The sequence below is a fragment of the Cellulomonas sp. 73-92 genome (genome assembly GCF_001898175.1).
Lineage (GTDB): Bacteria > Actinomycetota > Actinomycetes > Actinomycetales > Cellulomonadaceae > Cellulomonas.
The window spans coordinates 354,034-373,138 of sequence record NZ_MKTH01000013.1; the positions used below are offsets into that span (position 1 = coordinate 354,034).

Here is a 19,105-nt window from a genome sequence, read left to right on the forward strand (position 1 = left end):
CACGTCCACAGCCCGCCACGCGACACGACGTGCACCGCTACCGCTCATCCACACAACCCACAGCGCCGATGACGACAACGAATCTTCTCCATGGCGAACGAATGACACCGTCGAGCGGGGAGGCGGCCCGGCCGCGTCATACCGATCCCGTAGTGTTCGTCGGAAGGCTCGTTTCCGGTCAAGGACGGCTGCGCGCGACCATCGCGGCAGCACGACGAAGAGGTGAAGCATGAGGTTCCGGGTCGAGCGTGACGTCCTCGCGGACGCCGTGACGTGGACGGCCCGCACGCTGCCGACGCGGCCGCCCGTCCCGGTGCTCGCCGGCGTGCGCATCGCTGCCGACACCACCGGCACCATCGAGCTCTCGAGCTTCGACTACGAGGTGTCCGCGCGGTCCCAGATCCCCGCTGACGTCAGCGAGGCCGGCACGGTGCTCGTGTCCGGCCGGCTGCTCGCGGAGATCTCTCGATCGCTGCCGGACAAGCCGGTCGACGTGCAGCTGGACGGCACCAAGGTCGTCATCACGTGCGGCGCGAGCCGGTTCACCCTGCTGACGATGCCCGTCGAGGAGTACCCGAGCCTGCCGGCGATGCCGCCCGTCGCCGGCGTGGTCGACGGTGACGACCTGACGCACGCCGTGGCCCAGGTGAGCGTGGCGGCGAGCCGCGACGACACTCTCCCGCTGCTGACGGGCGTGCGGATGGAGATCGACGGCGAGAAGCTGACGCTCCTGGCGACCGACCGGTACCGGCTGGCGCTCCGTGAACTGTCGTGGAAGCCCTCGACGCCCGGGTTCTCGAGCATCGCCCTGGTCCGGGCCAGGACGCTGACGGACGTGGCGCGCTCGCTCGGCACCGCGGGCTCGGTCACGGTCGCCCTCACCACCTCCGGTGGTGTCGACCTCATCGGGTTCGAGGCCGGTGGCCGCCACACGACGAGCCTGCTCGTCGACGGCGACTACCCGCCGGTGCGTCGCCTGTTCCCCGACGACACGCCGATCCACGCTGTCGTCGACCGCCCGTCGCTCGTGGACGCCGCCAAGCGCGTCGCGCTCGTCGCCGAGCGGAACACGCCGATCCGGCTGTCGTTCAGCGAGGGTCAGGTGGTCCTCGAGGCCGGCCACGGGGACGACGCCCAGGCGTCCGAGGCGCTCGAGGCGGCCCTGGTGGGCGAGCCGATCACCGTGGCGTTCAACCCGCAGTACCTCCTCGACGGGCTCGGCGCGTTCGACACCCCGTTCGTCCGGCTGTCGTTCACGCACCCCAACAAGCCCGTGGAGTTCACCGGTCAGGACGAGGCCGGCGGCGAGGACTCGCAGGAGTACCGCTACCTGCTCGTCCCGATCCGGTTCGCCGGCTGACTCCCCGGGGTGACCGGCGTGGCGGGGTGCGTCACGCTGAGGCACAGTGACGGGTGGCGACGGCCGTCGGGGCCGTGATCGGAGAGGGCGCGAGATGAAGATCGGCCTGGTCGGGCTGGGCAAGATGGGCGCCAACATGCGCGAGCGCCTGCGTGGCGCGGGCATCGACGTCGTGGGCTACGACCGCAACGCCGCTGTCACCGACGTCCCCTCCCTCGAGGCGATGGTCGAGGCCCTGCCCGCCGGCGAGCGGAACGTCTGGGTGATGGTCCCGTCCGGCGAGGTGACCGACGCCGTGATCCGGCAGCTCGCGGGGCTGCTCACTGCGGGCGACGTCGTGATCGACGGCGGCAACTCGTACTACCAGGACGACCAGCCGCACGCGGACCTCCTCGCCGAGCACGGGGTCGGGTTCGTCGACGCCGGCGTGTCCGGCGGCGTGTGGGGGCTCGCCAACGGCTACGGCCTCATGGTGGGCGGCGACAAGGCGGCGGTGGACCGCCTGATGCCGGTGTTCGACGCGCTGCGTCCCGAGGGCCCGCGGGCGGAGGGGTTCGTCCACGCCGGCAAGGTCGGCGCGGGCCACTTCGCCAAGATGGTCCACAACGGCGTCGAGTACGGCCTGATGCAGGCGTACGCCGAGGGCTACGAGCTGCTCGCGGCGAAGGACCTGGTCGACGACGTCGAGGGCACCCTGAAGGCGTGGACGCGCGGTACGGTCGTGCGGTCCTGGCTCCTCGAACTGCTGGTCCAGGCGCTCGAGCAGGACCCGGGGCTCTCGGCGATCGACGACTGGGTCGAGGACTCCGGCGAGGGTCGCTGGACGGTCGACGAGGCGATCGACCTGGCCGTCCCGGCGCCCGTGATCTCGGCGTCGCTGTTCGCCAGGTTCGCCTCCCGCCAGGAGGAGTCGCCCGCGCTCAAGGCGGTGGCGGCTCTGCGGCAGCAGTTCGGGGGCCATGCGGTGAAGCCCTCCGGTCCCGACGGGGCCTGAGTGTTCGTCTCGCACCTCGCGCTCACCGACTTCCGCTCCTACCCGCAGGTCGAGCTGCCGCTGACACCCGGGATCACGGCGCTCGTCGGCCCCAACGGCCAGGGCAAGACGAACCTGGTCGAGGCGATCGGCTACCTGGCCACCCTGTCGAGCCACCGCGTCCCGACGGACGCGGCGCTCGTGCGGGCCGGCGCGGACCGCGCCGTGGTGGGCGCGCGCGTGGAGCGCTCCGGCCGCGCGACGACGGTCGAGGTGGAGATCACGCCGGGCAGGGCGAACCGCGCCCGCGTGAACGGGGGGTCGCCGGTCCGGGCGCGGGACGTGCTCGGCATCCTGCGGACCGTCCAGTTCGCACCCGAGGACCTCGCCCTGGTCAAGGGGGATCCGGACGGCCGGCGCCGGTTCCTCGACGAGCTCGTCGTCCAGCTGCGGCCGCAGCTCGCGGCGGTGCTCGCCGACTACGACCGCGTGCTGCGGCAGCGGTCGGCGCTGCTCAAGACCGCCGCCGGGGCGATGCGCGCCTCGCGTGGCGTCGACCTGCGGACCCTGGACGTGTGGGACGGCAAGCTCGCGGCCGCAGGCGCACGGATCGTCGTCGCCCGCCGCAGCCTCGTCGCCGCGCTGGCGCCGGTGGTCCTCGAGTCGTATGCGCAGGTGAGCGCCGCGGCCGGAGAGGCGCGGATCGCGTACCGGTCGTCGCTCGACTCGTCGCTCGACGACGGAAAGGTCACCCCGGCGGGGGACGAGCACCTCGTCGAGGCGCAGCTCCTCGAGGCGATGGGCCGCCTGCGGAGCAAGGAGATCGAGCGCGGAGTCAGCCTCGTCGGGCCGCACCGCGACGACCTGGTGCTGACGCTCGGCGACCTGCCGGCCAAGGGGTACGCGAGCCATGGCGAGTCGTGGTCGTACGCGTTGGCCCTGCGGCTCGGGTCGGCGACCCTGCTGCGCGGCGGCGCCGGCAGCGACGAGTGGTCCGGCGACTGGGGGCCGGACGGCGACCCCGTGCTGATCCTCGACGACGTGTTCGCCGAGCTCGACACGCGGCGCCGGGACCGCCTGGCCGAGCTCGTGGCACCTGCGGGGCAGGTGATCGTCACGGCCGCCGTGCCGGGCGACGTGCCGGAGGCGCTCGCCGGCGCGCGCGTGGACGTCATGGCCGGCGAGGTCTCGCGTGTCCTCTGACCGGGCCGGGGGTCGGCGGGCCGGGCGCGACGAGCGGGGGGCCCGGCGGGGGGCAGGGCACGGCACGCCGACGGCCACCGTCGATCCCGCCGTCACCGCGGCGCAGGGCGCCGAGCAGCGCCTCACCCCGCAGGAGCAGGTGCCGGCCGGCGCAGCGACGCAGGACGCCAGGCCGGGTCCCGACGGGCAGGAGAACGTGCCCGCCGGGGCAGCGACGCAGGATGTCGAGCAGCCGTCCGACGGGCAGGAGCGCGTGCCGGCCGGCGTAGCGCCGCCCCCCCTCCGTCCGACCACCCCGCCCGACCAGGTCGCACGCGCGGCGCTGGCCAGGGCCCAGGAGGCGGCGCGCGCCCGTGGCCTGCGCCCCGGTGACGCCCCGCGTCGCTCGTCGGCCGCCCCGATCGCCACGGCGGCCGGGCCGGACGCCCGCGACCCACAGCCCGTCGGGGTGACCGCGGGACGGCTGGCGGCCGAGCTCGGCTGGCGACCCGGTCTCGTCGAGGGTGACCTGCGGGGACGCTGGCCCGAGCTCGTCGGACCGGACATCGCGGAGCACTGCCGGCCGGAGACGTTCGAGGCGGGCCTGCTGACGCTGCGCGCGTCGTCGACCGCGTGGGCGACGACGCTCACCCTCGAGGCGCAGCGGCTGCTGGGCCGCCTGGCCGAGGAGCTGGGTGACGGGGTCGTCGTCGAGGTGAAGGTCCTCGGGCCGGCCGGGCCGGGGTTCGGCCGCGGGCGCCGCTCGGTGCCGGGCCGCGGGGCACGGGACACATGGGGCTGAGCCGGCGCCTGTTGACAGATCCCAGGTCGGGGCGGGTCAGGCGGTAGACTAGGAGGGTCTTTCTGGCGCGTCCGCGCCCGTCCTGAGACAAGAACTCTCGCGTCGTGGAGTGATCCGCCCTGTGCGTCAACGGGCGGGGCCCTCCGCGCCGTCCAGCCCTTCGAGGAGACCGCCGCCCGTGGTTCCTGAGCCCACGCCCACCCCCAGCATCCCGGACGGCACCCCCCTCGAGCGTCACGAAGGCAACGGCGGCTACGACGCCAGTGCCATCACGGTGCTCGAGGGGCTGGAGGCCGTCCGCAAGCGCCCCGGCATGTACATCGGCTCCACCGGCGAGCGGGGGCTGCACCACCTCGTCTACGAGGTCGTCGACAACTCCGTCGACGAGGCCCTCGCCGGCTACGCGAGCGACATCCAGGTGACGATCCTGCCCGACGGCGGGGTCCGGGTGGTCGACGACGGTCGTGGCATCCCCGTCGGCATCGTCAAGTCCGAGGGCAAGCCCGCCGTCGAGGTCGTCCTCACGGTGCTCCATGCCGGCGGCAAGTTCGGTGGCGGCGGCTACGCGGTCTCCGGCGGCCTGCACGGCGTCGGTGTCTCCGTCGTCAACGCGCTGTCGACGCGCCTCGAGGTCGAGGTGCACACGGACGGCTTCGTCTGGCGCCAGGCCTACCTGCGCGGCACGCCGACCGGGCCGCTCGAGAAGGGCGAGCCGAGCGACGTCACCGGGACCATCGTGACGTTCTGGGCGGACGACGAGATCTTCGAGACGGTCGAGTACGACTTCGAGACCCTGCGCTCGCGGTTCCAGCAGATGGCCTTCCTCAACAAGGGCCTGCGGATCAGCCTCGAGGACCTCCGTCCGCGCCACGTCGACACGACCGACGACGACGCGGTCGACGTCGTCGAGCAGTCGGAGGAGACCCGGCACTCCGTCTCCTACCGGTACGAGGGCGGCATCGTCGACTACGTCCGGCACCTCAACGCCGCCAAGAAGTACGAGCCGGTGCACGCCGACGTCATCGACTTCGAGGCCGAGGACACGGAGCGGCGGATCTCGGTCGAGATCGCCATGCAGTGGACGGGCGCCTACTCCGAGTCGGTGCACACGTACGCGAACACGATCTCGACGACCGAGGGCGGCACGCACGAGGAGGGCTTCCGCGCCGCACTGACGTCCCTGGTCAACCGGTACGCCCGCGACAAGGGCCTGCTCAAGGAGAAGGACGAGAACCTCACGGGCGACGACGTCCGCGAGGGCCTCACCGCGGTCGTCTCGGTCAAGCTCGGCGAGCCGCAGTTCGAGGGGCAGACGAAGACGAAGCTCGGCAACACCGAGGCGAAGACCTTCGTGCAGCGCGTGGTCAACGAGCGCCTCGGCGACTGGCTGGACTCGCACCCGGTCGACGCCAAGGAGATCATCCGCAAGTCCATCCAGGCCTCGGCCGCGCGGATGGCGGCGCGCAAGGCCCGCGAGGCCACCCGTCGCAAGGGCCTGCTCGAGTCGAACTCGATGCCCGGCAAGCTCAAGGACTGCCAGAGCAACAACCCCGCCGAGTGCGAGGTGTTCATCGTCGAGGGCGACTCCGCCGGTGGCTCGGCCGTGCGCGGCCGCAACCCGCGGACGCAGGCGATCCTGCCGATCCGCGGCAAGATCCTCAACGTCGAGCGCGCGCGGCTCGACCGTGCCCTGGGCAACCAGGAGGTGCAGTCGCTCATCACGGCGTTCGGCACCGGGATCGGCGAGGACTTCGACCTGTCCAAGCTCCGGTACCACAAGATCGTGCTGATGGCCGACGCCGACGTCGACGGCCAGCACATCCGCACGCTGCTGCTGACGCTGCTGTTCCGGTACATGCCCGAGCTCATCAAGCAGGGCCACGTGTTCATGGCGCAGCCGCCGCTCTACCGGATCAAGTGGACCAACCAGGACCACGAGTACGCCTACACCGACCGCGAGCGTGACGTGCTCGTCGCGAGCGGGCAGGCGGCCGGCAAGCGGCTGCCCAAGGAGAAGCCCTACCAGCGCTACAAGGGCCTCGGCGAGATGAACTACGACGAGCTCTGGGAGACCACGATGTCGCCCGAGCACCGGATCCTGCTCCAGGTGACGCTCGACGAGGCCGCGGCCGCCGACGAGACGTTCGCGGTGCTCATGGGCGAGGACGTCGACGCGCGCCGCAGCTTCATCCAGCGCAACGCCAAGGACGTGCGGTTCCTCGACATCTGAGGTAGCCGGCCCCGGACGATCGACCGCACACACCGAAGGACGACAGCATGAGCGAGACCACGGACTCCCCGATCGAGCACGGCCGCATCGACCAGGTCGACCTGCAGCTGGAGATGCAGCGGTCGTACCTGGACTACGCGATGGCGGTCATCGTCGGGCGCGCGCTGCCGGACGTGCGCGACGGCCTCAAGCCGGTGCACCGGCGGGTGCTGTACGCGATGTACGACGGCGGGTACCGGCCGGACCGCTCCTTCTCCAAGTGCTCGCGCGTCGTCGGCGACGTCATGGGCAAGTTCCACCCGCACGGCGACAGCGCGATCTACGACGCCCTCGTCCGCCTGGTGCAGGACTGGTCGATGCGGTACCCGCTCGTGGCCGGCCAGGGCAACTTCGGGTCCCCCGGCAACGACCCGGCAGCCGCCCCCCGGTACACGGAGTGCCGCATGGCGCCCCTGGCCATGGAGATGGTCCGGGACATCGACGAGGACGCCGTCGACTTCGGCGACAACTACGACGGTGAGACGCAGGAGCCGCAGGTCCTGCCGAGCCGGTTCCCGAACCTGCTGGTCAACGGCTCGGCCGGCATCGCCGTCGGCATGGCGACCAACATCCCGCCGCACAACCTGCGCGAGGTCGCGGACGGCGTGCAGTGGTACCTCGAGCACCCGGAGGCGGACCGCGAGGAGCTGCTCGAGGCGCTCCTGCAGCGCGTGAAGGGACCGGACTTCCCGACGGCGGCGACGATCCTCGGGCGGCGCGGCATCGAGGACGCGTACCGCACGGGTCGCGGCGCCATCACCATGCGCGCGGTGGTCGAGGTCGAGGAGATCCACGGCCGCACGTGCCTCGTCGTCACCGAACTTCCGTACCAGGTCAACCCGGACCACCTGGCGACGAAGATCGCCGAGCTCGTCAAGGACGGGCGCGTCGGTGGTATCGCCGACATCCGCGACGAGACCTCCGGGCGCACCGGCCAGCGCCTGGTCATCGTGCTCAAGCGCGACGCCGTCGCCAAGGTCGTCCTCAACAACCTCTACAAGCACACGCAGCTGCAGGACACGTTCGGCGCGAACATGCTCGCGCTGGTCGACGGGGTGCCGCGCACGCTGCCGCTCGACGGGTTCGTGCGGCACTGGGTCACCCACCAGCTCGACGTCATCCAGCGCCGCACGCGCCACCGGCTGTCCGAGGCCGAGCGCCAGATCCACATCTACCGCGGCTACCTGGCGGCGCTCGACCAGCTCGACGCGGTCATCGCCCTCATCCGGGCCTCGGCCAGCGCCGACGCCGCGCGGATCGGCCTCATGGACCTGCTGGCGATCGACGAGGAGCAGGCCAACGCCATCCTCCGGATGCAGCTGCGCCAGCTGGCCGCCCTCGAGCGGCAGGCGATCCTCGACCGGTACGCCGAGCTCGAGGCCAAGATCCTCGAGTACCAGGCGATCCTCGCCTCGCCCGAGCGGCAGCGGGAGATCGTCTCGACCGAGCTGGCCGAGATCGTCGCGCGACACGGCGATGAGCGCCGCACGCGGATCCTGCCGTTCGACGGCGAGGTGACCGACGAGGACCTCATCGCCGAGGAGGAGATGGTCGTCACCATCACCCGCGGCGGGTACGCCAAGCGGACGCGCAGCGACAACTACCGCGCGCAGCGCCGGGGCGGCAAGGGCGTCCGTGGCGCCCAGCTGCGCGAGGACGACATCGTCGACCACTTCTTCGTCACGACGACCCACCACTGGCTGCTCTTCTTCACCAACCTCGGCCGGGTGTACCGCGCCAAGGGGTACGAGCTGCCCGAGGGTGGCCGCGACGCCAAGGGCCAGCACGTGGCCAACCTCCTGGCGTTCCAGCCCGACGAGCGCATCGCCGAGGTCCTCGACCTGCGCGACTACGAGCAGGCCGAGTACCTGGTGCTCGCGACGAAGAGCGGCCTGGTCAAGAAGACGCGGCTGAGCGAGTACGACTCCAACCGCTCCGGCGGCGTCATCGCCATCAACCTGCGCGAGGACGAGGAGGGCCGGCCCGACGAGCTCGTCTCTGCCCGCCTCGTCAACGCCGACCAGGACCTCATCCTCGTGTCGCGGCACGGCCAGTCGATCCGGTTCACCGCGAACGACGAGGCCCTGCGGCCGATGGGCCGCGCGACGTCCGGCGTCAAGGGCATGGACTTCCGCGCCGGCGACGAGCTGCTCGCGATGGACGTGGTGCGCGAGGACGCCTTCCTCTTCACCGTGACGGAGGGCGGCATCGCCAAGCGGACCGCGCTGACGGTGGAGAACTACCGGCAGCAGGGGCGCGGTGGCCTCGGCATCAAGGTGGCCGACCTCTCGGACGCCGTGCTGGTCAGCGCCCTCGTCACGGACGAGGCCGACGAGGTGCTCGTCATCATGGAGCGCGGCAAGGTGGTGCGCTCGGCGACCGCTGAGGTGCCGGCGCACGGCCGCACGACGAAGGGCGTCATCTTCGCGAAGCCCGACGCCGGCGACCGCATCATCGCCGTCGCCCGCAACGGTGAGCGCAGCCTGGGTGACGAGCCGGCGGGTGATGCAGGTACCGTGGACGCCGAGACCGGTGACCCGACCACCGCGGAGGATGCATGACCGACGCGCCACCGCCCTCGATCCCGCCCTCGATCCCGCCGCGGAAGCGGCCCTCGGCGACGCCCGCCGGCACGTGGGGCGTGACGACGGTGCCGGGCCGGGGTGGTCCCGACGGCACCGGGCGGCCACCCGCCGGTGAGGCGGCCCCCCCGCTCGTCGTGCCGGAGGCGGGACAGGCCACGCGCCGGACGCCGACGAGCGAGCCGCGGGACGTGCGGCCGGCGCCCGGCGCGGCGTTCCCCGTCGTCGGCCCACCGGGAGCGCCGTCCCCGGCGGTCGCCTCGCCGAGGGACGACGAGATCCCCGAGGGACCGTCCCCGCTGGCCACCGCCGTGGAGCACACCGGGCAATGGCTGAAGAAGGCGGCGAGCGCGACGGGCGCGTCGATGTCGGCCGCGTACGCTTCCCTGACACGACCCCGCTCGGAGGACGACGCGATGACCGCCAACCCGCACGTGACCGGCGCGCCGCCTCGTCCCGTCGTGCCACCGACGGCGCCCGCGATGACCGCCGGCACGCCGACGGTCCGGCCGGCCTCAGGTCGCACGCCGGTCGTCGGTGGCCCCGGCCCGCGCCGGGTGCGCCTCGCGGTGTCGCGCCTCGACCCGTGGTCCGTGATGAAGCTGGCGTTCCTCATGTCGTTCGCCGCCGGGATCATGCTGGTCGTCGCGGTCTCGGTGCTCTGGCTGACGCTGGACGGGCTGCACGTGTTCACGTCGCTGAACAACCTGGTGACGCAGATCGTCGGCCAGGAGAGCTCGATCAACATCCTGACGTACGTCCAGTTCTCCAAGGTGCTGTCGATCACCACGCTGGTCGCCGTGATCGACGTCTTGCTGCTGACGGCGCTCGCCACGATCGGGGCATTCCTGTACAACGTGGTCGCCGCGCTGGTGGGCGGCGTGCACGTGACGATGACCGACGAGTGATCGGTTTGGGACGGGCGATCCGCCTGGGGTAGTCTCGACCGGCGCTCGCGCGCACGGGCCTATAGCTCAGACGGTTAGAGCGCTTCCCTGATAAGGAAGAGGTCACAGGTTCAAGTCCTGTTAGGCCCACTGGATCCCACTGGAGGACCCGTGAAGAAGCTGCTTTTGCTCGCGGCGCTCGCCGCGGCCGGGTACGTCCTCTACACCAAGTACCTGCAGGACCGCGACGAGCGGGACCTGTGGGCCGAGGTCACCGACACGCTGGACGACTGACCTTCCCCGTCGCCGCCTCTGTGCGGCCACCGGGGGCCGTGGCGCAAGTGGTAGCGCACCTGCTTTGCAAGCAGGGGGTTGCGGGTTCGAGTCCCGTCGGCTCCACCCCTGCGAGCCGCCCCGATGGGGGTGAGGCGGACCATCGACCCTGGTCAACCCGGGGAGCCGCCGACGATCCTGTCTCCGTGACCGCGCAGTCGGGGGACGTGGCGGGCGACCGGGCGACGCCATGGGCGCTCGACCACCCGGGCGCCGCGGCGCTGGTCTCCGCGCTCGTCGCCATCGCCGGGATCGGCCTCGTCGCCGGCTGGCTCCTCGCCCAGTACCCGGGTGGGCAGCCCCCGGACATGCTCGGCTCGCTCTGGGACACGATGCCGCTCATCGCGGGGCTGCCGATGCTCCTGCTCGGCCTGCCGGCCGCGCTGGGCTTCGCCGGCGCCTCGTGCGTCACGGGGCGGGAGCTGTGGGGCGGTGTGACCGGCGGTTTCGTCAGCGCCGTGCTCTCGCTGGCGCTCGTCGTCGTCGTGCTCCCGGTCAACGGGTTCGCGCTCTGACCACGCTCTGACCACGCTCCGGCCACCCTCCGACACGCCTGACCACGTCCTGACCCCGGCCGGGCGCTGCGCCCGGGCCGGTCGAGGCGCTCAGCGGCGGTGGGCCGCCCGTGCCGCGCGTGCCGCGACGTCGTCCAGCACGTCGGGCAGGTAGACGTCCTCGGGGTCGATCGTCGCGGGACCGCCCTCGAGCGTCGCCCAGTGCCACGTCGGGGCGAGCTTCGGGGAGTCGGCGTCGAGCGTCAGGTGGAGGTCGAGGAGCACCGCGTAGCGGTAGCCGAACCGGCGCTGGATCGCCACCGCGCGCGTGAAGTCGCCGGCGCTGGTGCCGCGCGTCTCGCGGTCGGCCGTCAGCTCGAGGATGAGCAGGTTCTCCTCCGGCCCGAGGCGCCCGCGCCGGTGCACGATGAGGTCGGGGATGCGCCGGCCGGCCTCGTCGTCCTCGAGCTTGACCGCCTTCTCCAGCACCATGCCCGAGCGGTCGTACTCCGCGTCGATATCCCAGGCCTCCTCGACCAGCGGCCGCAGGTTCCAGCCCAGGTGGAACGCGATGGTGCGCTCGGAGGCGCTCGACGACCCGCTCGACGGCGTGAACAGCGTCCACTCGTTGGCGATGGTGTTCGTCAGCGCGATGCGCACGCGTGCCTGCAGGTCAGCCAGTTGCATGGCGCGAACCGTACTCCGGTCACGTGTCGGGCATGTCACCGTTCATCAGGCGAGCCCGAGCAGCACCCCCGTCGGCGAACTGACTGGTCCGGTGCGCCGCGGTCCAGGCGTACGGCATCGCGTCGTCGAGCTCCACCCGGCGAGCCTGCCGGCCGTCGTGTCCCGGCCGATCGCGGTGATCAGGCCTCCGGCGCCTCGGGAGCCTCCGGTGCGGCGGGCTCGTCCGCCTTGGACGACGAGCGGCGGGTGACCCGGCGCGCGGTGCCCTCGACGGCGTCCTTGACCTCGGCGGCGCGCTCGGCGGCGGCCTCCCGGACCTCGGCGGCGCGCTCCTCGGCGGCCTCCTTGACCTCGGCGGCGCGCTCGGCTGCCTTGCGGCTCGCCTCCCGGCCCTTCGCCACGGCCGCGCCGGCCGCCTCGCCCATGGCGTCGGCCGCGTCGCCGACGGCGTCGGTGAAGCCGTGGCCGTCGTGGGGGCGGGTCTGCAGCGAGTCGGCGCCGGTCGGGTCGGTCGGCTCCCACGGCTCGGCCCAGGGGTCGACGCTGGTCCGCGAGCGGTACCAGGCGGCACCGGCGGCGCCGGCGGCGGCCAGGGTGGCGACGACGAAGAACGCCTTGGCGGCGCCGTGGCTCTTCTTCTCCTCGGCGGCCTGCGCGGCGTCCGAAGCGGCGTCGGCGACCGCGTCCGCGTGCTCGTGGATCGCCACGGCGGCGGCGTCCGCGTGCTCGTGGATCGCCCCGGCCGCGTGCTCGGCGGTCACCTGCGCCTTCTCGGCGGCCTCGTTGAACGCGGCGATGAGCTTGGGGATCAGCTCGTCGACCAGCTTGTCGTGGGCCGTGTCGATGACCGGGCCCGCCTTCTCGGCGGCCTTCTCCAGGCGAGGGGCCGCGGCCTTGAGGCTCTCGCTGTAGGCCTTCTCCAGCCGCGGGGTCAGCCACTCGACGAAGGCCTCGATCCGCGGCGTGCTCCACTCCTTGGCGTGAACGGCCGCGTCCGACAGCGCACTGCCGATCTCCGCCGCCTGCGACTTGAGCTTCTCGGTGTCGACGTCGATGGAAGTGCGGTGCGTGCTGCCCATCTCAAACCTCCGGCTCTCGGTCGGACTGTGCCACCCCACTCTGCCACTGCGGCCCCGGCCCCGCAGTGGGGTCACGTGCGAGGATGTGCAGCATGTTCGCAACCCTGCACACGAGCCTCGGTGACATCCGTGTCGAGCTGCTGCCGAACCACGCGCCGGCCACTGTCGAGAACTTCGTCGGCCTGGCGACGGGCGCCAAGCAGTGGACCGACCCCCGCACCGGGCAGGTCTCGAACGACCCCCTCTACTCGGGCGTCGTGTTCCACCGCGTCATCGACGGCTTCATGATCCAGGGCGGCGACCCGCTGGGCACCGGCACCGGCGGCCCCGGCTACACCTTCGACGACGAGATCCACCCCGAGCTGACGTTCTCCCAGCCCTACATCCTGGCGATGGCGAACGCGGGCAAGCGGCCCGACCGCATCAGCGGCAAGCTCTCCGGCACCAACGGGTCCCAGTTCTTCATCACCGTCGCGGCGACGCCGTGGCTGAACGGCAAGCACACGATCTTCGGGCGCGTGGCCGACGACGCCAGCAAGGCCGTGGTGGACGCGATCGCCACCACGAAGACCCGTCCCGGCGACCGTCCCGTCACCGACGTCGTGCTGCAGTCCGTCACCGTCGAGGACTGACATCAGCACACCCTCGCCCACGTGGCCACCGGAGGCGGCGACGCCTCCGGTGTGCCCTCGGCACCCCGACCGCGTCTCGTACGTCCGCTGCCAGCGGTGCGGGCGCCCGGTGTGCCCCGACTGCCAGCGACCCGCGCCGGTCGGCGTGCACTGCGTCGACTGCGTCGCGGAGGCGGCCCGCGGGACGCGGCAGGCCCAGACGGTCTTCGGCGGCCGAGTGCGCGGTGACCGGCCCCTGGTGACCTTCTGGATCATCGGGCTGTGCGTCGCCAGCTACGTCCTGCAGTGGACCGTGCCGGGGTGGACGTCGCGGTGGTGGTTCTCGCCGATCCAGGGGGCGTCCGAGCCGTGGCGCTTCCTCACGGCGGCGTTCCTGCACTCCCCCAGCTCGCTGCTGCACATCGTGTTCAACATGATCGCGCTGTGGTCGGTGGGGCCCTATCTCGAGGCGACGCTCGGGCGGGCCCGCTACCTCACGCTGTACGTGGTGTCCGCGATCGGCGGCTCGGTCGGCATGGTGGTGCTGGCACCGGCGCTCGGCTCGTGGGGCCAGGCGGCCGTCGGCGCGTCCGGCGCGGTGTTCGGGCTGTTCGGCGCCGTGCTCGTCGTGCTGCGGCGGCTGGGGCGTTCGGCCGGCGGGATCATCGGCGTCATCGTCGTCAACGGCGTGCTCAGCTTTGTGCTGCCGGGCATCGCCTGGCAGGCGCACCTCGGCGGGCTCGTCACCGGCGCGCTGCTGGGGGCGGCGTACGCCTACGCGCCGCGCGGGCGCCAGCACCTGGTGTCGGTGGCCGCCACGCTCGTCGTCGTCGGCGGGCTCGTGGCGTCCACCCTGGTGACGTATGCCCAGGCAGGCGTCCCGCTCGGGTGAATCACACCGGTGTGATTATCCACAGGGTTGTTCACCGCTGGGGACAGTCACCGCCAGCGCGTGGTCATCCCGAAGCCGGCCATGATGAGCACGAAGCCGATGCCGAGGTTCCACTGCCGGATCGCCGGGATGGGGAACTGCGACTGCGACAGGTACGTCACGACGATCCACGCGAGCCCGACGACCATGAGGCCGACCATCACCGGGACGAACCACCGGGGGTTGGGCTTCTTGGCCTTCGCCTTCGCGGGCGGGGCGATGTAGGCGTCCTTCTTGCGGGACTTCGACTCGGGCACGTCCGCTAGCTCCTGTCCGTCGACGCCGCGGCCTGCCCCGTGGGTCCGGGGCGTCACGAACCGGGCGCGCGCTGACATAGCCTAGACCGAAGGACTCACGGCCCCGGGGGAGTGGTGGACGCCGAACACCCGCACGCGCGCCGCCGCCGGCTGCTGGCCCGGGCGCCGCTCTCGGTCGCGGTCGTGCTGATGCTCGCCGCGGTGCTGTTCGTCGTCTCCGCGCGCGACGCGCGCGACCCGGCCACCCGCAGGCCGCAGAACCTCACCGAGCTCGTCCAGGCGCAGTCGGCCAAGGTCGAGCAGCTGGCCAACCAGGTGAACGACCTGTCCGCCCAGGTGCAGCAGCTGACGGACCAGGCGGACGCGGCGGCCGGCCAGTCGAGCGGCTCGCTCCCCGCCGCCTACGCCATCGAGTCCGGGTCGACCCCGGTGAGCGGGCCTGGCCTCGTCGTGCGGCTCGACGACGCGCCGGCCCAGGGCGCGCCCTCGGACGTCAGCCCGGACGTTCTCGTGGTGCACCAGCAGGACCTGCAGGCCGTGATGAACGCCCTGTGGGCGGGCGGCGCGGAGGCGATGGAGCTCATGGACCAGCGCGTGGTCTCGACGAGCGCCGTGCGCTGCGTCGGCAACGTGCTGCGCCTGCACGGGCGCGTCTACTCCCCGCCCTACGAGGTGCGCGCCATCGGCAACGCCGCCGCGATGCGCGCGGCGCTCAACGCGTCCCCGGCGGTGCGCGCCTACCAGCGGGACTCGCAGCGCGTCGGCCTCGGCTGGGAGGTCAAGGACGACGGCAGCCTGCAGATGCCGGCCTACGCGGCCACCCAGCTGGACCACGCGAGCGTGCCGAACGGTGTGGACGTGCTGCCCGGTCTGGCAGGATCCGGCGGGTGAGCCACCCCGCCGACGCGCGCGCGCCGCGCCCCTCGACCGCGGCCCGCGTCGGCCTCGCGGCGCTCGGGGTGGTCGGCGAGCTGCTCATCACGTTCGGGGTGCTGCTGCTGGGCTTCCTCGTCTGGCAGCTGTGGTGGACGGACGTCGTCGCCAACCGGGAGCAGGCGTCCATCGTCCAGTCCCTGCCCTGGACACAGCCGTCGCTGCCGGCGGCCGCCGCCCAGCCTGGCGCGTCGCCGTCGCCCGGCGACCCGCCGCCGGCCGTGAAGATCGCCGTCCCGCGGCACGACGACCCCCCGGTGGAGGCCGAGCCCGGCCACGCGGTGACGTTCGCGACGATCCAGGTGCCGCGGTGGGCCGGCACGCCGGCCAAGCCCGTGAGCGAGGGCACCGACAAGGCCACGGTCCTCGACCGGCTCGGCGTCGGGCACTACGAGGGCACGGCGATGCCGGGTGCCGTCGGCAACTTCGCCGTCGCCGGGCACCGCACCACGTACGGCAAGCCGTTCAACCGCATCGCCGAGATCCAGGTGGGCGACGCGGTCGTGGTCCGCACCCAGCACACCTGGTACGTGTACAAGGTCACCTCGATCGAGATCGTCAGGCCGACACAGGTCGAGGTCGTGGCGCCCGTCCCCGACAAGCCGGGCGCCAAGCCCACCGAGCGCATGATCACCATGACGACGTGCAACCCGATGTACTCGGCCAGCCAGCGGTACGTGGTCCACGGGGTGCTCGACTACTGGGCGTCCGCGGACGACGGCTCCGTGCCGGCCGAGCTGCTCGGTGCCGCATCATGAGGTCCGGGAGGTCCTGATGTACGGATGGCTGTGGCGGCACCTGCCGGGGCCGGTGGGCGTGCGCGCGCTGCTGGCCGTGGTGCTGGCGGCGGCCGTGCTGGCCGCGTGCTTCGTCTGGGTCTACCCCGCGATCTCCCCGTACATGCCGTTCAACGACACCACGGTGGGTGGCCAGTGACCTCGATCCTCGTCGTCGACAACTACGACTCCTTCGTCTACACGATCGTCGGCTACCTCAACCAGCTCGGGGCCTCGACCGTCGTGGTGCGCAACGACGCCGTGCCGCCGGCGGACGAGCGTGGCGGGTTCGACGGCGTGCTGATCTCGCCCGGGCCGGGGACGCCGTCCGAGGCCGGCCGGAGCATGCAGGTGATCCGCGACTGCGCCGTCGCCGGGCTGCCGATGCTCGGCGTCTGCCTGGGCCACCAGGCGCTCGGCGAGGTGTTCGGCGCGGTGGTCACCCACGCGCCGGAGCTCATGCACGGCAAGACGAGCCAGATCGAGCACACCGGGCAGGGCGTGCTGGCCGGGCTGCCGTCGCCGTTCACCGCGACGCGCTACCACTCGCTGGCCGTCGTCGACGGCACGGTGCCCGACGAGCTCGAGGTCACCGCCCGGGCGAACGGCATCATCATGGGGCTGCAGCACCGGACGCTGCCGCTGCACGGCGTCCAGTTCCACCCGGAGTCGGTGCTCACGGAGGGCGGGCACCGACTGCTGGCGAACTGGCTGGCGATCTGCGGGGACGACGAGGCCGTCGCCCGGTCCGCCGGGCTGCACCCGCTGGTGCGGGCGTAGCCCGCTAGAAGGTCAGCGTGATCGGTGTCGACGTCGGGTAGGTGCCGGGCGGCGGCGTCTGGGTCTTGACGGTGCCGGGTTGCGGCGAGCTCGGCGTGATGTTCGTGAAGCCCTCCTGCGTGAGGATGTCGTGCGCCTGCTGCCAGGACTTCCCGGTCACGTCTGTGAGGTTCCCCGTCGCAGTCGGGCTTGGGCCACTCGAGACGACGATCGTGATCGTCTGGTTGAGGCCGACGACCGTGCCCTTCGCCGGGCTGGTGTACATGACCTGGTCCTTCGGAGTCTGGTCCGAAGCAGCGTTCTGCTGCTGCACCGACTTCAGGCCGACGGCGGCGAGCTTGGAGACGGCGTCGCTGTACGAGAGCCCGGCGACGTCGGGGACGGTGGCCGTGGTGGGCGCCTGGGCGATGACGATCGTCACCTGCGTGCCCTGCGGGACGAGCCCGGTGCGGTCCTGGGAGATGACGGTGCCCGCGGGCGAGTCCGGCGTCTCCTGGTTCTGGGGCACCGCGATGAGGTTGAGGGAGTTGAGCGTGGCCAGGGCATCGGCCTGCGTCTTGCCCTTGAGGTCCGGCAGGTCCACGTTGCCGGTCGAGACGGACAGCGTGATCGCCTGGCCCGTCGAGACGGCGGTGCCGCTCGGGGGATCGGTCGCGGTGACCTGACCCTTGGGGTACTTCGGGTTGTTGTCGTCCGTGTACGTCGGGTTGACGGTGAGGTTCGCGCCCTGGAGGGTGCGGACGGCCTGGTCGACGGGCTGTCCGACGACGTTCGGCACGTCGGTGGTCGCCGGGCCGGTGGAGACGTAGACCTTGACGTCGCTGCGCGGGGCGAGCTTGGTGCCGGCGACCGGGTCGGTCTTGACGACGTGGTCCTTGGGGACCGTCGGGTCGGGGGTCTCCACCCGCACGGGATTGAGCTGGTCCTGGTTCAGCTTCGACGTCGCGTCGGTGTACACCTGGCCGACGACGTCGGGCACCGTGATGAGGGACGACTGGTTGGTGTTGTGGTTGTTGAGCAGCAGCGCCACGATCGCGCCCACGGCGAGCACGGCGACGACGAGCAGCACCCAGATCACCCAGGGGCGGCCGCCGTCCTCGTCGTCCCGGTACCCGATGCCGCCGCCGGGCGTCGCCAGCCCGGTGGCGGCCCACGGCGAGCCGGCCACGGCCGGCGGCAGGGCCTGGGTGGCGCTCGTCGCCGGGGCCATCACCTGCGTCGCCTCGGCGGCGTTCATCGGCACGGTGGCCAGGGCGGCGCTGTAGGCACCCACCGCCGGGGCGTTCACCGCGGCACCGTGGAGCACCGCCTCGAGGTCGGCGCGGAACTCGTCGGCGGTCTGGTAGCGCGCCTCGCGGTCCTTGGCCAGCGCCTTGAGGACCACCCGGTCCAGGGCGTCGGGCACGTCGGAGGCGATGGCGCTCGGCGCCGGCGGGGCCTCGCGGACGTGCTGGTAGGCGACGGCGACCGGCGAGTCGCCCGTGAAGGGCGGCCGGCCCGTGAGCAGCTCGAAGAGCAGGCAGCCGGTGGAGTACAGGTCGGAGCGGGAGTCCACGGTCTCGCCCCGGGCCTGCTCGGGCGACAGGTACTGCGCGGTGCCGATGACGGCCTGCGTCTGCGTCATGGTCGCGGCGGAGTCCGCCATCGCGCGCGCGATGCCGAAGTCCATGACCTTGACCGCCCCGGCGGGCGTGAGCATGACGTTGGCGGGCTTGATGTCGCGGTGGACGATCCCCGCGTGGTGGGAGTACTCGAGCGCGGACAGCACGCCCGCGGTGATCTCGAGGGCCTCGTCGATCGGCACGGCGGCGCCGTCGCGGAGGATGTCGCGGACCGTGTGGCCCTCGACGTACTCCATGACGATGAACGGCACGTGCGCCGCGACGCCGGTCGGCTCGGTGATGACGTCCTCGCCGGTGTCGTACACCGCGACGATCGCCGGGTGGTTGAGGGCGGCCGCGGACTGCGCCTCGCGCCGGAACCGGTTCTGGAACGACGGGTCGCGCGCGAGGTCCGAGCGCAGGATCTTGATGGCGACGGTGCGCCCGAGCCGGCGGTCGTAGCCGATGTGCACCTCGGCCATGCCGCCACGCCCGATGAGCTCGCCGACCTCGTACCGTCCCGCGAGGATGCGCGATCCTTCGTCCACCACGTGCGGTGCCTCTCGTC

19 protein-coding genes and 2 tRNA genes are annotated in these 19,105 nt (G+C 72.3%); 17 read left to right on the forward strand and 4 right to left on the reverse strand.

Annotation, left to right across the window (positions count from 1 at the left end; all coding sequences use genetic code 11):
• The first annotated feature begins 229 nt into the window (after positions 1-229).
• From dnaN to BGO37_RS08350, 11 genes are all read left to right on the forward strand, one after another.
• Positions 230-1,360, forward strand: a complete 1,131-nt coding sequence (gene dnaN / locus BGO37_RS08300) for a DNA polymerase III subunit beta (protein ID WP_291753868.1) — start codon at positions 230-232, stop codon at positions 1,358-1,360.
• Between the two features lie 94 nt (positions 1,361-1,454).
• On the forward strand, positions 1,455-2,354 hold the full coding sequence (gnd, locus tag BGO37_RS08305) for a phosphogluconate dehydrogenase (NAD(+)-dependent, decarboxylating) (protein WP_291753870.1): 900 nt from the start codon (positions 1,455-1,457) through the stop codon (positions 2,352-2,354).
• Positions 2,355-3,536 (forward strand): DNA replication/repair protein RecF, encoded by a 1,182-nt coding sequence (gene recF / locus BGO37_RS08310; RefSeq protein WP_291753872.1) that lies wholly within the window; start codon positions 2,355-2,357, stop codon positions 3,534-3,536. It begins immediately after the preceding gene.
• Positions 3,526-4,317 (forward strand): DUF721 domain-containing protein, encoded by a 792-nt coding sequence (locus BGO37_RS08315; RefSeq protein WP_367188094.1) that lies wholly within the window; start codon positions 3,526-3,528, stop codon positions 4,315-4,317. Before recF ends, BGO37_RS08315 begins: the two co-directional genes overlap by 11 nt.
• A 208-nt stretch (positions 4,318-4,525) precedes the next feature.
• Positions 4,526-6,547, forward strand: a complete 2,022-nt coding sequence (gyrB, locus tag BGO37_RS08320; RefSeq protein ID WP_291754563.1) for a DNA topoisomerase (ATP-hydrolyzing) subunit B — start codon at positions 4,526-4,528, stop codon at positions 6,545-6,547.
• Between the two features lie 47 nt (positions 6,548-6,594).
• Positions 6,595-9,147, forward strand: a complete 2,553-nt coding sequence (gene gyrA / locus BGO37_RS08325; RefSeq protein WP_291753874.1) for a DNA gyrase subunit A — start codon at positions 6,595-6,597, stop codon at positions 9,145-9,147.
• The gene (locus BGO37_RS08330; protein ID WP_291753875.1) at positions 9,144-10,076 is read left to right on the forward strand and encodes a DUF3566 domain-containing protein; all 933 of its coding nucleotides are present in this window, start codon (positions 9,144-9,146) and stop codon (positions 10,074-10,076) included. Before gyrA ends, BGO37_RS08330 begins: the two co-directional genes overlap by 4 nt.
• Positions 10,077-10,131: 55 nt before the next feature.
• Positions 10,132-10,205, forward strand: a tRNA-Ile gene (locus BGO37_RS08335).
• 21 nt (positions 10,206-10,226) lie between these two features.
• Complete coding sequence (locus BGO37_RS08340; RefSeq protein ID WP_291753876.1) at positions 10,227-10,349, forward strand: DLW-39 family protein; 123 nt, start codon at positions 10,227-10,229, stop codon at positions 10,347-10,349.
• Positions 10,350-10,381: 32 nt separating this feature from the next.
• Positions 10,382-10,454, forward strand: a tRNA-Ala gene (locus BGO37_RS08345).
• A gap of 80 nt (positions 10,455-10,534) precedes the next feature.
• A complete protein-coding gene (locus tag BGO37_RS08350) occupies positions 10,535-10,903 on the forward strand; it encodes a hypothetical protein (protein ID WP_291753878.1) in 369 nt (122 codons plus the stop codon).
• Between the two features lie 90 nt (positions 10,904-10,993).
• On the opposite strand, the gene BGO37_RS08355 is transcribed toward BGO37_RS08350, so the two are convergent.
• The gene (locus BGO37_RS08355; protein WP_291753880.1) at positions 10,994-11,569 is read right to left on the reverse strand and encodes a hypothetical protein; all 576 of its coding nucleotides are present in this window, start codon (positions 11,567-11,569) and stop codon (positions 10,994-10,996) included.
• A gap of 179 nt (positions 11,570-11,748) precedes the next feature.
• Complete coding sequence (locus BGO37_RS08360) at positions 11,749-12,648, reverse strand: hypothetical protein (RefSeq protein ID WP_291753882.1); 900 nt, start codon at positions 12,646-12,648, stop codon at positions 11,749-11,751.
• Positions 12,649-12,740: 92 nt separating this feature from the next.
• On the opposite strand from BGO37_RS08360, the gene BGO37_RS08365 reads away from it, so the two are divergent.
• On the forward strand, positions 12,741-13,280 hold the full coding sequence (locus tag BGO37_RS08365) for a peptidylprolyl isomerase (RefSeq protein ID WP_291753883.1): 540 nt from the start codon (positions 12,741-12,743) through the stop codon (positions 13,278-13,280).
• A 238-nt stretch (positions 13,281-13,518) separates the two neighbouring features.
• Positions 13,519-14,151 carry a rhomboid family intramembrane serine protease gene (locus BGO37_RS08370; protein WP_367188095.1) on the forward strand — a complete coding sequence of 211 codons (633 nt, stop codon included), beginning with the start codon at positions 13,519-13,521 and terminating at the stop codon, positions 14,149-14,151.
• 47 nt (positions 14,152-14,198) lie between these two features.
• Here BGO37_RS08370 and BGO37_RS08375 read toward each other — a convergent pair whose 3' ends face one another.
• Positions 14,199-14,447: a cell division protein CrgA gene (locus BGO37_RS08375; protein ID WP_291753885.1), complete on the reverse strand. Its 249-nt coding sequence runs from the start codon at positions 14,445-14,447 to the stop codon at positions 14,199-14,201.
• Positions 14,448-14,561: 114 nt separating this feature from the next.
• On the opposite strand from BGO37_RS08375, the gene BGO37_RS08380 reads away from it, so the two are divergent.
• Genes BGO37_RS08380 through BGO37_RS08395 form a run of 4 tightly spaced genes read left to right on the forward strand, consistent with a single transcriptional unit; the run spans position 14,562 to position 16,936 of the window.
• Complete coding sequence (locus BGO37_RS08380; RefSeq protein WP_291753886.1) at positions 14,562-15,338, forward strand: DUF881 domain-containing protein; 777 nt, start codon at positions 14,562-14,564, stop codon at positions 15,336-15,338.
• On the forward strand, positions 15,335-16,138 hold the full coding sequence (locus BGO37_RS08385; protein ID WP_291753887.1) for a class E sortase: 804 nt from the start codon (positions 15,335-15,337) through the stop codon (positions 16,136-16,138). Before BGO37_RS08380 ends, BGO37_RS08385 begins: the two co-directional genes overlap by 4 nt.
• Before the next feature lie 16 nt (positions 16,139-16,154).
• A complete protein-coding gene (locus BGO37_RS08390; RefSeq protein WP_291753888.1) occupies positions 16,155-16,316 on the forward strand; it encodes a hypothetical protein in 162 nt (53 codons plus the stop codon).
• The gene (locus tag BGO37_RS08395) at positions 16,313-16,936 is read left to right on the forward strand and encodes an aminodeoxychorismate/anthranilate synthase component II (protein ID WP_291753889.1); all 624 of its coding nucleotides are present in this window, start codon (positions 16,313-16,315) and stop codon (positions 16,934-16,936) included. The genes BGO37_RS08390 and BGO37_RS08395 overlap by 4 nt, the downstream gene beginning before the upstream one ends.
• A gap of 4 nt (positions 16,937-16,940) precedes the next feature.
• On the opposite strand, the gene pknB is transcribed toward BGO37_RS08395, so the two are convergent.
• A complete protein-coding gene (gene pknB, locus BGO37_RS08400; RefSeq protein ID WP_367188096.1) occupies positions 16,941-19,085 on the reverse strand; it encodes a Stk1 family PASTA domain-containing Ser/Thr kinase in 2,145 nt (714 codons plus the stop codon).
• Between the last annotated feature and the right edge of the window lie 20 nt (positions 19,086-19,105).

Bases quoted from the DNA above. Each gene is read 5' to 3' on its own strand.
- dnaN (WP_291753868.1), top strand. From the start codon at position 230: ATGAGGTTCCGGGTCGAGCGTGACGTCCTCGCGGACGCCGTGACGTGG.
- gnd (WP_291753870.1), top strand. From the start codon at position 1,455: ATGAAGATCGGCCTGGTCGGGCTGGGCAAGATGGGCGCCAACATGCGC.
- gyrA (WP_291753874.1), top strand. From the start codon at position 6,595: ATGAGCGAGACCACGGACTCCCCGATCGAGCACGGCCGCATCGACCAG.
- BGO37_RS08330 (WP_291753875.1), top strand. From the start codon at position 9,144: ATGACCGACGCGCCACCGCCCTCGATCCCGCCCTCGATCCCGCCGCGG.
- BGO37_RS08355 (WP_291753880.1), bottom strand. From the start codon at position 11,569: ATGCAACTGGCTGACCTGCAGGCACGCGTGCGCATCGCGCTGACGAAC.
- BGO37_RS08360 (WP_291753882.1), bottom strand. From the start codon at position 12,648: ATGGGCAGCACGCACCGCACTTCCATCGACGTCGACACCGAGAAGCTC.
- BGO37_RS08365 (WP_291753883.1), top strand. From the start codon at position 12,741: ATGTTCGCAACCCTGCACACGAGCCTCGGTGACATCCGTGTCGAGCTG.
- BGO37_RS08390 (WP_291753888.1), top strand. From the start codon at position 16,155: ATGTACGGATGGCTGTGGCGGCACCTGCCGGGGCCGGTGGGCGTGCGC.